At 60.0% G+C, this 12,258-nt stretch carries 11 protein-coding genes; 3 read left to right on the forward strand and 8 right to left on the reverse strand.

From position 1 onward, the window contains the following. Positions 1-174 precede the first annotated feature (174 nt). Together mutS and fdxA are read left to right on the forward strand one after the other, a co-directional pair. Positions 175-2,742: a DNA mismatch repair protein MutS gene (gene mutS / locus OC610_RS11665; RefSeq protein WP_264427903.1), complete on the forward strand. Its 2,568-nt coding sequence runs from the start codon at positions 175-177 to the stop codon at positions 2,740-2,742. A gap of 144 nt (positions 2,743-2,886) precedes the next feature. Further along, positions 2,887-3,210 (forward strand): ferredoxin FdxA, encoded by a 324-nt coding sequence (gene fdxA / locus OC610_RS11670; protein WP_003184854.1) that lies wholly within the window; start codon positions 2,887-2,889, stop codon positions 3,208-3,210. 795 nt (positions 3,211-4,005) lie between these two features. On the opposite strand, the gene rpoS is transcribed toward fdxA, so the two are convergent. From rpoS to OC610_RS11710, 8 genes are all read right to left on the reverse strand, one after another. Continuing rightward, positions 4,006-5,013 (reverse strand): RNA polymerase sigma factor RpoS, encoded by a 1,008-nt coding sequence (rpoS, locus tag OC610_RS11675; protein WP_003198289.1) that lies wholly within the window; start codon positions 5,011-5,013, stop codon positions 4,006-4,008. Between the two features lie 106 nt (positions 5,014-5,119). Next, positions 5,120-5,965 (reverse strand): peptidoglycan DD-metalloendopeptidase family protein, encoded by an 846-nt coding sequence (locus tag OC610_RS11680; protein WP_264427904.1) that lies wholly within the window; start codon positions 5,963-5,965, stop codon positions 5,120-5,122. 226 nt (positions 5,966-6,191) lie between these two features. Next, complete coding sequence (locus OC610_RS11685; protein ID WP_172679635.1) at positions 6,192-6,827, reverse strand: protein-L-isoaspartate(D-aspartate) O-methyltransferase; 636 nt, start codon at positions 6,825-6,827, stop codon at positions 6,192-6,194. 41 nt (positions 6,828-6,868) lie between these two features. Next, the gene (surE, locus tag OC610_RS11690; protein ID WP_264427905.1) at positions 6,869-7,618 is read right to left on the reverse strand and encodes a 5'/3'-nucleotidase SurE; all 750 of its coding nucleotides are present in this window, start codon (positions 7,616-7,618) and stop codon (positions 6,869-6,871) included. Next, positions 7,606-8,664 (reverse strand): tRNA pseudouridine(13) synthase TruD, encoded by a 1,059-nt coding sequence (truD, locus tag OC610_RS11695; RefSeq protein WP_264427906.1) that lies wholly within the window; start codon positions 8,662-8,664, stop codon positions 7,606-7,608. The genes surE and truD overlap by 13 nt, the downstream gene beginning before the upstream one ends. After that, the gene (gene ispF / locus OC610_RS11700; RefSeq protein WP_003184863.1) at positions 8,661-9,134 is read right to left on the reverse strand and encodes a 2-C-methyl-D-erythritol 2,4-cyclodiphosphate synthase; all 474 of its coding nucleotides are present in this window, start codon (positions 9,132-9,134) and stop codon (positions 8,661-8,663) included. Before ispF ends, truD begins: the two co-directional genes overlap by 4 nt. A gap of 43 nt (positions 9,135-9,177) precedes the next feature. Further along, positions 9,178-10,023 carry an S-formylglutathione hydrolase gene (fghA, locus tag OC610_RS11705; protein WP_408636574.1) on the reverse strand — a complete coding sequence of 282 codons (846 nt, stop codon included), beginning with the start codon at positions 10,021-10,023 and terminating at the stop codon, positions 9,178-9,180. Positions 10,024-10,116: 93 nt separating this feature from the next. After that, complete coding sequence (locus tag OC610_RS11710) at positions 10,117-11,229, reverse strand: S-(hydroxymethyl)glutathione dehydrogenase/class III alcohol dehydrogenase (RefSeq protein ID WP_264427908.1); 1,113 nt, start codon at positions 11,227-11,229, stop codon at positions 10,117-10,119. Between the two features lie 106 nt (positions 11,230-11,335). Here OC610_RS11710 and OC610_RS11715 point away from each other — a divergent pair, with 106 nt between their 5' ends. Further along, positions 11,336-12,232 carry a LysR substrate-binding domain-containing protein gene (locus tag OC610_RS11715; RefSeq protein ID WP_264427909.1) on the forward strand — a complete coding sequence of 299 codons (897 nt, stop codon included), beginning with the start codon at positions 11,336-11,338 and terminating at the stop codon, positions 12,230-12,232. The last annotated feature ends 26 nt before the right edge of the window (positions 12,233-12,258 follow it).

The following is a 12,258-nucleotide window of genomic DNA, read 5'->3' on the forward strand; positions in this document are numbered from 1 at the left end:
AAGCAGCCGTTACCCAAATAACGGATATACACCCCACCCCAAAAACCAGCTCACATATGGGTAGCACCAGACCGCCCATGTTAACCTTGCGCCCATCGCGGAAAAGCCGGGCCAATGCCCCTCCTTTTGCCTACACCCTTCAACGAGCTTTGCCTGACACCCATGAATACAGCCGTGAACGACCTGTCCTCCCACACGCCGATGATGCAGCAGTACTGGCGCCTGAAGAACCAGCACCCCGATCAGCTGATGTTCTACCGCATGGGCGACTTCTACGAGATCTTCTACGAGGACGCGAAGAAAGCCGCCAAGCTGCTGGACATCACCCTGACGGCGCGCGGGCAGTCGGCGGGCATGGCGATTCCGATGTGTGGGATTCCTTACCACGCAGCGGAAGGTTATCTGGCGAAGCTGGTCAAGCTCGGCGAGTCCGTGGTGATCTGCGAACAAGTCGGCGACCCGGCCACCAGCAAAGGGCCGGTGGAACGCCAAGTGGTGCGGATCATCACCCCGGGTACCGTCAGTGACGAAGCCTTGCTGGATGAGCGCCGGGACAACCTCATTGCCGCAGTCCTCGGTGACGAGCGCCTGTTCGGCCTGGCCGTGCTGGACATCACCAGCGGCAATTTCTCGGTGCTGGAAATCAAGGGCTGGGAAAACCTGCTGGCGGAGCTGGAGCGGGTCAATCCGGTGGAGCTGTTGATTCCCGATGACTGGCCCAAAGACCTGCCGGCGGAAAAACGCCGTGGCGTGCGTCGTCGGGCACCGTGGGATTTCGAGCGCGATTCGGCGTTGAAAAGTCTCTGCCAGCAGTTCGCCACGCAAGACCTCAAGGGCTTTGGTTGCGAGAACCTGACCCTGGCCATCGGTGCTGCCGGTTGCCTGTTGGCCTACGCCAAGGAAACCCAGCGCACCGCCCTGCCCCATTTGCGCAGCCTGCGTCACGAACGCCTGGACGACACGGTGGTGCTGGACGGCGCGAGCCGACGCAACCTGGAGCTGGACACCAACCTGGCCGGCGGTCGCGACAACACCTTGCAATCGGTGGTCGACCGCTGCCAGACCGCCATGGGCAGCCGCCTGCTGACCCGCTGGCTGAACCGTCCGCTGCGGGACCTGACGGTACTGACAGCGCGCCAGTCATCCATTACCTGCCTGCTGGACCGTTATCGTTTCGAGCAGTTGCAGCCGCAGCTCAAGGAAATCGGCGACATCGAGCGGATTCTCGCGCGGATCGGCTTGCGCAACGCCCGTCCCCGTGACTTGGCGCGCCTGCGCGATGCCCTCGGCGCGCTGCCTGAACTGCAAGTGGCGATGACCGACCTCGAAGCACCGCACCTGCAACAACTGGCGCGCACCACCAGCACCTACCCGGAACTGGCCGCCCTGCTGGAAAAAGCCATTATCGACAACCCACCGGCGGTGATCCGTGACGGTGGCGTGCTGAAAACCGGCTACGACGCCGAACTCGACGAGCTGCAATCGCTGAGCGAGAACGCCGGCCAGTTCCTGATCGACCTCGAAGCCCGGGAAAAAGCCCGTACCGGCCTGGCCAACCTCAAGGTCGGCTACAACCGCATCCACGGTTATTTCATCGAACTGCCGAGCAAGCAGGCCGAACAGGCCCCAGCCGACTACATTCGCCGCCAGACCCTCAAGGGCGCCGAGCGATTCATCACCCCGGAGCTCAAGGCGTTCGAAGACAAGGCGCTATCCGCCAAGAGCCGCGCTCTGGCTCGGGAGAAGATGCTCTACGAAGCGCTGTTGGAAGACTTGATCAGCCAGCTCCCACCGTTGCAGGACACCGCCGCCGCCCTGGCGGAACTGGATGTGCTGAGCAACCTGGCCGAACGCGCGCTGAACCTGGACCTGAACTGTCCGCGCTTCGTCAGCGAGCCTTGCATGCGCATCAGCCAGGGTCGCCACCCGGTGGTCGAGCAGGTCCTGACCACGCCGTTCGTGGCCAACGACCTGAGCCTGGACGACAATACCCGCATGCTGGTGATCACCGGTCCGAACATGGGCGGTAAATCCACCTACATGCGCCAGACGGCGTTGATCGTGTTGCTGGCCCACATCGGCAGCTTCGTGCCTGCGGCGAGTTGCGAATTATCCCTGGTGGACCGCATTTTCACCCGGATCGGCTCCAGCGATGACCTGGCTGGCGGTCGTTCGACGTTCATGGTGGAAATGAGCGAAACCGCGAACATCCTGCACAACGCCACCGAACGCAGCCTGGTGCTGATGGACGAAGTCGGTCGCGGCACCAGCACCTTCGACGGCTTGTCCCTGGCCTGGGCTGCGGCAGAACGTCTGGCCCAGTTGCGGGCCTACACGCTGTTCGCCACGCACTACTTCGAATTGACAGTGCTGCCGGAGAGCCAACCGCTGGTGGCCAACGTCCACCTCAACGCCACCGAGCACAACGAACGCATCGTGTTCCTGCACCATGTGCTGCCCGGCCCGGCCAGCCAAAGCTATGGCCTGGCAGTGGCGCAGCTGGCCGGCGTGCCAAGCGACGTTATCACTCGCGCCCGCGAGCATCTGAGCCGCCTGGAAACCACCAGCCTGCCCCACGAAGCACCGCGCCCAACCAAAGGCAAACCGGCCGTGCCACAGCAAAGCGACTTGTTCGCCAGCCTGCCGCATCCGGTGCTCGATGAACTGGCCAAGCTCGACCTGGACGACCTGACCCCACGTCGGGCACTGGATTTACTCTATACATTGAAGACACGGATCTAACGCACGGGCTTTCAAGCTGTTAGAATCTCGCGCGGTTTGGGATGCTGCTGCCTATTAGCCTGGGTTTGCAGATTATCGCTCCCGAACCCCGCGACCCCCACCGTGAAGGGGCTTCGCCGCAGCCGCCTGAGGAGAGAATTAGAAATGACCTTCGTCGTCACCGACAACTGCATCAAGTGCAAGTACACCGACTGCGTAGAAGTGTGTCCGGTGGACTGCTTTTACGAAGGGCCGAATTTCCTGGTCATTCACCCGGACGAGTGCATTGACTGCGCGCTGTGTGAACCGGAATGCCCGGCGAATGCCATTTTCTCGGAAGACGAAGTGCCCGCCGGCATGGAGAACTTCATCGAGCTGAACGCTGAACTGGCGGACATCTGGCCGAACATCACCGAGAAGAAAGACGCCCTGCCGGACGCTGAAGAGTGGGACGGCAAGCCAGGCAAGATTGCAGACCTCGAGCGCTGATCTTTCCTGCGTCACCAAAAGGCCCCTTGTGGGCCTTTTTGCTGCCTGGAGCCAAATCGCAGGCAAAAAAAAGGGGCGGTTTGACCCGCCCACATTTTTTCCCTAATCCCTTTAATCCTTTTCATCGTCCTGATGAATCGCGTCCTGCGATGTCCTTCCGTTCCCATCATCCTTGACGGGTGTGTCTGTCCGTCGACACAGGACTGATATTAGTGTTTTCCCGGGTGAGTGCAACGCGGCTGATACAGCCGACCGGCTTTGTCACATGCTGTTCATCAAGCATAATTTTCTTATAAATCAGTTAGATAAAGACTATCCACACTACTTATTAGCCATCTGTCCCGACGATTAAAAACCGATCGCTTACGCAACAGTAGGCAAAGGCTTACAAGTTGAAGCTACAAATAGAGCGAGCTTGGAGAAACGCCTCTTTTAAAACGCAAAAGTTCCGAACCTGCAGCTGGATTGGCTGCCGTCATCGCGAGCAAGCTCGCTCCCACAGTGGTTCTGTGTTGGGTAGCAAACTTGGGTCCGCTGAGGATCCAATGTGGGAGCGAGCTGGCTCGCGATGAGGCTGGCACATCCAACGCCGTCATTGGCTGTGAGACCGCCTTCGCGAGCAGGCTCCACGGTTGAATCGAAATACAACCGCCTGGGTCAGACTGCCTCGCTTTTGTTGATCTGGGGCGCCCCTCATAAAAAAACGGCACTTCTCATTTCTGAAGAAGCGCCATTTTTTCAAGTGAACAACATTACAAGCCGGTCAGGGCGTTTTCTGCTGCACTTACCTCGGTGTTACTGAAACAACGACTCGCTCGACAGGCCATTCTTCTCCAGGATCTCCCGAAGACGCTTGAGGCCTTCAACCTGGATCTGCCGAACCCGCTCACGGGTCAACCCAATCTCCAGTCCGACATCCTCCAGCGTGCTGCTTTCATGCCCGCGCAAGCCAAAGCGGCGAATCACCACCTCCCGTTGCTTGTCAGTCAGTTCCGAAAGCCACTGGTCGATGCTCTGGGACAGGTCATCATCCTGCAACAACTCGCACGGATCGGTGGGTCGATCATCGGTGAGGGTGTCGAGCAAGGTCTTATCCGAGTCCGGCCCCAGGGAAACGTCCACCGAGGAAACTCGCTCGTTCAGCCCCAGCATGCGTTTGACCTCGCCCACCGGTTTTTCCAACAGGTTGGCGATCTCTTCGGGCGAAGGTTCGTGGTCGAGCTTCTGGGTCAGTTCACGGGCAGCCCGCAGGTAGACATTCAGCTCCTTGACCACATGGATCGGCAGCCGGATGGTCCGGGTCTGATTCATGATCGCCCGTTCGATGGTCTGGCGGATCCACCAGGTCGCATAGGTCGAGAAACGGAAGCCGCGCTCAGGGTCGAATTTCTCGACGGCGCGAATCAGCCCCAGGTTGCCCTCTTCGATCAAGTCCAGCAGCGAAAGCCCGCGATTGACGTAGCGTCGGGCGATTTTCACCACCAGGCGCAGGTTGCTCTCAATCATGCGTTTTCGGCCGGCAGGGTCGCCACTTTGCGACAGGCGTGCAAAATGAACTTCTTCCTCGGGGGAGAGCAGCGGCGAGAAACCGATTTCGTTGAGATACAGCTGAGTGGCGTCCAGCGCCCGGGTGTAGTCGATGTACTTATGTTGTTTAAGTGAAGCGGAGTGTTTGGATTTGGCACGAACGGAAGGTGGAGTCGCCCCTTCATCATTCGACATCGAATCCATAGCGATGCCGGTCTCCATCAGGAGAACCTCATCGTCGATGTCAAACTCCGGCACTTCTTTACTGAGAGCCATTGTTATAGTCCTTTGGTGAGTTCGACCTCAAGCTCGAGCGACGCCTTTATCCTTGGCAACGCTGGAGCCTGTTCCCTCTACGTGACGGAACAGGCTGACATGCAAATCAACGACGTGGCAGGAATTGCAGCGGATCTACAGGCTTACCTTGTCGGCGAATCTCAAAATGCAGTTTCACCCGGTCTGTACCCGTCGATCCCATTTCGGCAATTGTCTGCCCGACCTTGACCTGCTGCCCCTCCCGAACCAACAGCCTGCGGTTGTGACCGTAGGCACTGACGTAGGTATCGCTGTGTTTGATGATCACGAGTTCGCCGTAGCCCCTCAAACCACTCCCGGCGTACACAACCGTGCCATCAGACGCGGCCAAAACAGGCTGTCCCAAATCCCCAGCGATATCAATTCCTTTATTCAAACTACCGTTTGAAGAGAATTTTCCAATGAGAACGCCATTAGAAGGCCATCCCCAGCCAGTCGGGGCGGGGCCTGCCGGAGGCAGTGGCGCGGCCGCCGGTTTGTTCGCGACGGACGGTACTGCGGTCGTCCCAGCCTCCGCCGGGCGCCGGATGACGGTGGTTTTACTGGACGATGACGGCGTCGAACCCGACTGCGTGACGACTGCGGTTGGCGTTGAACCTGAGCGACCGTCAAAGCGAATTGTCTGACCTGGGTGAATCGTATAAGGCGCAGGAATGTTGTTCCGAGCCGCGAGCGCTTTGTAGTCCCAGCCATAACGAAAAGCGATGGAAAACAGCGTATCGCCGCGACGGACTACATACTGCCCGGTCGTTACTGTAGGACGGGCTGGCGTCGCATTGTTGCGATCGACCACCCGGACATTACCCGACGGGGTACTGGAACAACCGACCAGCAAGGTACTCAAGAAAAGGCCAGTCACCAGGCGCTTAAAGCTCGTGATACCCATACGCTGCGCAATGACTGTGAGACTCACCCGCCGCTCCCTTTGTGGTGGCTGAAGAAAATTGAAAACTGCCTGTCCAGGCAGACATGTTGTCTGCGGCTGGCCGATACCGCGCTTCTATAAAGGAAGCGCGAGGCCCCGCCGCACACGTTTGCTCGACGCTGTTGAACGCCGTTTGGCCATCCGGCGCTGGACTCATCGGCGCTGCTGTAAGACACAGCCGAGGCCGTGGAATTCAGCGTCTGTTTATAAATGCTCAGGCCAACGGCCCATTGAGCAACGGCACGAAACGCACCGCGCCCAGGACGTGTCGCGAAAAGCCATGTTCTTCGCGCACGATCAACATCAGTTGCTGGACTTCGCCCGCGCCCACCGGAATGACCATCCGCCCACCGGGAGCGAGCTGATCCAGCAAGGCCTGGGGTACGTCGGTAGCGACGGCCGTCACGATGATGCCGTTATAAGGTGCCAGGGCTGGCCAACCTTCCCAACCATCGCCCCAACGAAACACCACGTTGCGCAGGTTCAATTCCACCAGGCGTTCCTTGGCGCGATCCTGCAGCACCTTGATCCGCTCGACGGAGAAAACCCGCTCGACCAACTGCGACAACACGGCCGTCTGGTAGCCCGAGCCCGTGCCGATCTCCAGCACTTTGTCCAGCGGCCCCGCCTCCAGCAGCAACTCGCTCATGCGAGCGACCATATAAGGCTGGGAAATGGTCTGGTTGTGGCCGATCGGCAATGCGGTGTCTTCGTAGGCGCGATGGGCCAGAGCCTCATCGACGAACAAATGCCGTGGCGTGCGTCGGATGACTTCCAGGACCTGGGCGTTGGACAGGCCTTCTTCGTAAAGCCGCTGGATCAATCGCTCCCGGGTGCGCTGGGAGGTCATGCCGATGCCTCGGCGCAACATATCGTCTTGTTCACGCGCCATCAGTGCAGCCCCTCCAGCCAGCCATCAAGATGCCGGAAGGCTTCGTTGAAGGTTCGATCGAGCTGCAACGGCGTGATCGAGACATAGCCTTGCATCACGGCATGGAAGTCCGTGCCGGGCCCGCCATCTTCGGCGTCGCCGGCAGCGGCAATCCAGTAGCCAGCCTTGCCGCGCGGATCAACGACATGCATTGGCTTGGCGGCGCGGGCACGGTGGCCCAGGCGAGTGAGTTGGATGCCTCGAATATGATCGAGCGGCAAGTTCGGAATGTTCACGTTCAGTACCGTGCGCGGCGGCAGATCCAGCTCACCGTGGGCCTCTACCAGCTTGCGGGCAAAGTAGGCGGCGGTGGGCAAGTTGTCGACCTGCCGTGAAACAAACGAAAAGGCGAACGAAGTATGGTTCAGGAAACGACCTTCCAAGGCTGCGGCGACCGTGCCCGAATACAGCACATCGTCGCCCAGGTTGGCGCCCAGGTTTATACCTGAGACCACCATGTCCGGCTCGCGCTCCAACAGGCCATTGAGACCCAGGTGCACGCAATCGGTTGGCGTACCGTTGAGACTGATGAAACCGTTGTCCAGATAGCAAGGATGCAGCGGACGGTCGAGCGTCAGCGAGCTGCTGGCGCCGCTTTTGTCCTGGTCCGGGGCGATCACCACGCACTCGGCAAAATCCGCCAGCGCAGCATAAAGCGCGGCAAGACCGGGTGCTGTCACCCCGTCGTCGTTAGAAATCAGAATACGCATGGGCTGTCCGTCTGCCCCACCGGCACCAGATCGACGAGTTCGCGCACCAAGACAGTGGCGAAACATCCGGCCGGCAGGACGAATTCCAGTTGCAGAATGTCAGGCGAAGGATAATGCCACGACAGCCCGCCAATGGGCAGTCGCAGGATGCGACGTTCGTGACTCATTCCCGCGTTTATCAACCAATCTCGAAGGTCAGCCTCGCCTTGGGCAATGGCCTGCTCCAGCTCGAAAATCTCTCCGGCAGCGGGCGAAGGTCCCTCGCCCCACTGCGGCCCGGTCGGGTGCAGATCGAGAATCGCCAGGCGCGGATCGCTGCACTCGGCCTCCCCGGCCGGAAAGAAGCTACGGCTGTCGGTAAATGCCAGCAAGTCGCCCACCCGGGCTTGCTGCCAGGTTCCGTCGGCCACCCTGGCTGCCAGCACTTTGTTGAACAGAAAACTGCGCGCCGTCGACAACAGCCGCGAACGTACGTTGCGCTGTTCCGGCAAAGCCTTGCGTGCAGCCCAGGCGCGGGCATCGACCACGTTCCCGCCATCGTGGCCAAAGCGCTGGGTGCCAAAATAGTTGGGGATCCCCAGACGCACAATTTGCTGCAGACGCGCTTCGATGGCGTCCTTGTCACCCTTGAACTGGGTCAGGCGCAAGGTAAAGCCGTTGGCCGAGTGAGCGCCTCGCTGCAGCTTGCGCCGGTGGCGAGCGACCTTGAGGATTTTCAACGTGTCGTTCTCTGCCGCCGACAAATCCGGATCGGCCTTGCCGGGCAATTGCACGCTGAACCACTGCCGGGTCAGGGCCTGACGGTCCTTGAGCCCGGCGTAGCTGACCGTGCGCAACGGTACGCCGGCGGCCTTGGCAATACGCCGGGCAGCCTCTTCGGTGTTCAATCCACGTTTTTCCACCCAGATCCACAAGTGCTCGCCATCGCCGGTCAGCGGAATGTCGAGCACTTCATCAACCTGGAAATCTTCAGCGCTGGCCTTGAGTACCGCACTGCCCAACGATTCACCATGGGCCCGTGGCCCCAACAGTTCCTGTTCGGTCATGGGCGCAGCAACAAGGCAACGGAATGGACGGCAATACCTTCTTCGCGACCGACGAAGCCAAGCTTCTCGGTGGTGGTGGCTTTCACGTTCACTTGGTCCAACTCAACTTGAAGATCCTCGGCAATCAACTGGCGCATCGCCTCGATGTGCGGGGCCATCTTGGGGGCCTGGGCAACGATGGTGTTGTCGACGTTGCCCACTTTCCAGCCCTTGGCGTGGATCAGCGAAACCACATGGCGCAACAGCACGCGGCTGTCGGCGCCTTTGAATTGCGGGTCGGTGTCGGGAAAATGCTTGCCGATATCGCCAAGGGCAGCCGCGCCGAGCAGTGCGTCGCTCAAGGCGTGCAGCAGGACATCACCGTCTGAATGCGCTAGCAGCCCGAAGCCGTGTGCGATCCGCACGCCGCCCAGAGTAATGAAGTCGCCTTCAGCGAAACGGTGAACATCGTAGCCGTGGCCAATACGCATAAAAAAACGCCCCGATTTTTGTCAGGGCGTGATTCTACCTGCATTAGGCGTTCAGAGCGCGTGCATGATGCTGCAAGTGTTCATCAATGAAGCTGGCGATGAAAAAGTAGCTGTGGTCATAGCCCGGTTGAAGGCGCAGTTCCAACGGATGGCCGGCCGCCTTCGCCGCTTGTCGCAAGGCCTCGGGCTTGAGTTGGTTGGCGAGGAAATCATCGCGATCCCCCTGGTCCACCAACAGCGGCAGCTTTTCGCCCGCCTCGGCGACCAACGCGCACGCATCCCACTCGCGCCATTTCGAGCGATCTTCCCCAAGGTAGCGAGAGAACGCTTTCTGTCCCCAAGGGCAATCCATCGGGTTGTTGATTGGCGAAAAGGCCGACACAGAACGGTAACGCCCTGGGTTGCGCAAGGCGCACACAAGCGCGCCATGCCCCCCCATGGAATGACCGCTGATGCCACGTTTATCCGAGGCAGGGAAATGCGCTTCGACCAGTGTCGGCAATTCCTGCACGACATAGTCATGCATCCGATAGTGCCGCGCCCAAGGATCCTGCGTGGCGTTCAGATAGAACCCAGCCCCCAGGCCGAAGTCCCATGCACCGTCCGGATCGCCCGGCACGTCGGCACCACGGGGGCTGGTGTCCGGCGCGACGATGATCAGCCCCAGCTCGGCAGCCATGCGCTGGGCACCGGCCTTTTGCATGAAATTCTCGTCGGTGCAGGTCAGTCCGGACAACCAATACAGCACCGGCAATTTGCCGCCCTGCTCGGCCTGCGGCGGCAGGTACACGGCGAACACCATGTCGCAACCAAGCACGTCGGAACGATGCCGGTAACGCTTGTGCCAGCCGCCGAAGCTTTTTTGGCAAGAGATGTTTTCGAGGTTCATGGTCAATACATCAGCGGCAAGCTACAAGCTTCAAGCTGCAAGTGGGCGGGTGAACCGACTTGCAGCTTATGGCTTGAAGCTTGTGGCTGCTCCTTAGAAATGAATAACAGTACGGATGCTCTTGCCTTCGTGCATCAGGTCGAACGCCTTGTTGATGTCTTCCAGGCCCATGGTGTGGGTGATGAACGTATCCAACGGAATCTCGCCCTTCTCAGCCATGTCCACGTAGCTCGGCAGTTCACTGCGACCGCGCACGCCACCAAACGCCGAACCACGCCAGACGCGCCCGGTCACCAGTTGGAATGGACGGGTGGCGATTTCCTGGCCAGCCCCGGCCACGCCGATGATCACCGATTCGCCCCAGCCTTTGTGGCAACACTCCAGCGCGGCACGCATCAACTGCACATTGCCGATGCACTCGAAGGAAAAGTCCACGCCGCCGTCGGTCATGTCGACGATGACTTCCTGGATCGGACGGTCGAATTCCTTAGGGTTGACGCAATCGGTGGCGCCCAGTTGCTTGGCGATTTCGAACTTGGCCGGGTTGATGTCGATGGCAATGATGCGTGCGGCCTTGGCTTTCACCGCGCCGATCACGGCCGAAAGGCCGATGCCGCCCAGGCCGAAGATCGCCACGGTGTCACCTGGCTTGACCTTGGCGGTGTTCAACACGGCGCCGATGCCCGTGGTGACGCCACAACCCAGCAGGCAGACTTTTTCCAGCGGCGCTTCTTTAGGAATCTTCGCAACGGAGATTTCCGGCAGCACGGTGTACTCGGAAAACGTCGAGGTGCCCATGTAGTGGAAAATTGTCTCGCCCTTGTAGGAGAAGCGCGACGTACCGTCCGGCATCAGGCCTTTGCCCTGGGTGGCGCGAATGGCCTGGCACAGGTTGGTCTTGCCCGATTTACAGAATTTGCACTGGCCGCACTCCGGCGTGTACAGCGGAATCACGTGGTCACCCACCGCCACCGACGTCACGCCTTCGCCGATGGCCTCGACAATGGCGCCGCCTTCGTGGCCGAGGATCGACGGAAAGATCCCTTCCGGGTCAGCACCGGACAAGGTGTAGGCGTCGGTATGGCAAACGCCCGAAGCCACGACGCGCAACAGCACTTCGCCCGCCTTGGGCATGGCAACGTCGACCTCTACGATTTCCAGGGGTTTCTTGGCCTCGAAGGCAACGGCGGCGCGTGACTTGATCATCCGGATACTCCAGCAAATAAAAACGAGACATGGAGTGTAATCCTCTACCAGAAAAGGAATAATCCGGCCAAAAGCAAAACATTATTGCCGTACAGGGATAATCGTCATGTCGGATAACCGTTGGGAAGGCATCGACGAGTTCGTGGCCGTGGCCGAATGCAGCCAATTCACCGCCGCCGCGGAACGGCTCGGGGTTTCGTCTTCCCATATCAGCCGACAAATCGTACGGCTTGAAGAGCGTCTACAGACACGACTGCTCTACCGCAGTACTCGCCGCGTGACGCTGACCGAAGCCGGGCAAACCTTCTTGCAGCATTGCCAGCGTCTGCAGGACGGACGCGAGGAAGCACTGCGGGCCGTTGGCGATTTGACCAGCGAACCCAAGGGCATGCTGCGCATGACTTGCGCCGTGGCTTACGGGGAACGGTTTATCGTGCCGCTGGTGACGCGGTTCATGGCGATATACCCGCAGCTGCGGGTGGACATCGAGCTGAGCAATCGCCCGCTCGATCTGGTGCATGAAGGGCTGGACCTGGCGATTCGCCTCGGCCGGTTGCAGGACTCGCGCCTGGTGGGCACGCGCCTGGCGCCGCGACGGATGTTTTTGTGCGCTTCACCCTCTTACCTGGAGCGCTACGGCCGGCCGCACAGCTTGTCGGAACTGAGCCGTCACAACTGCCTGATCGGCAGCTCCGACATGTGGCAACTGGAGCAGAACGGGCGGGAGTTTTCCCAGCGAGTACAGGGAAACTGGCGCTGTAACAGTGGGCAAGCGGTGCTCGATGCGGCGCTTCAAGGGGTGGGTCTGTGCCAGTTGCCGGATTATTACGTGCTGGAGCATTTGAACAGCGGTGCGTTGATTTCGCTGCTGGAGGCGCATCAGCCGCCGAATACGGCGGTGTGGGCGTTGTACCCGCAACAGCGACATCTGTCGCCGAAGGTGCGCAAGTTGGTGGATTACCTGAAGGAAGGGTTGGCTGAGCGGCCGGAGTATCGGGGGTAATCGGAGTTCTTCGTTGCCTCGGGTGA

The sequence above is a fragment of the Pseudomonas agronomica genome (genome assembly GCF_025917275.1).
In the GTDB taxonomy this organism is placed as follows: domain Bacteria; phylum Pseudomonadota; class Gammaproteobacteria; order Pseudomonadales; family Pseudomonadaceae; genus Aquipseudomonas; species Aquipseudomonas agronomica.

Coding starts and splice junctions, on each gene's coding strand:
- fdxA (WP_003184854.1), top strand. CDS start 2,887: ATGACCTTCGTCGTCACCGACAACTGCATCAAGTGCAAGTACACCGAC.
- rpoS (WP_003198289.1), bottom strand. CDS start 5,013: ATGGCTCTCAGTAAAGAAGTGCCGGAGTTTGACATCGACGATGAGGTT.
- OC610_RS11685 (WP_172679635.1), bottom strand. CDS start 6,827: ATGACCTCCCAGCGCACCCGGGAGCGATTGATCCAGCGGCTTTACGAA.
- surE (WP_264427905.1), bottom strand. CDS start 7,618: ATGCGTATTCTGATTTCTAACGACGACGGGGTGACAGCACCCGGTCTT.
- truD (WP_264427906.1), bottom strand. CDS start 8,664: ATGACCGAACAGGAACTGTTGGGGCCACGGGCCCATGGTGAATCGTTG.
- ispF (WP_003184863.1), bottom strand. CDS start 9,134: ATGCGTATTGGCCACGGCTACGATGTTCACCGTTTCGCTGAAGGCGAC.
- fghA (WP_408636574.1), bottom strand. CDS start 10,023: ATGAACCTCGAAAACATCTCTTGCCAAAAAAGCTTCGGCGGCTGGCAC.
- OC610_RS11710 (WP_264427908.1), bottom strand. CDS start 11,229: ATGATCAAGTCACGCGCCGCCGTTGCCTTCGAGGCCAAGAAACCCCTG.
- OC610_RS11715 (WP_264427909.1), top strand. CDS start 11,336: ATGTCGGATAACCGTTGGGAAGGCATCGACGAGTTCGTGGCCGTGGCC.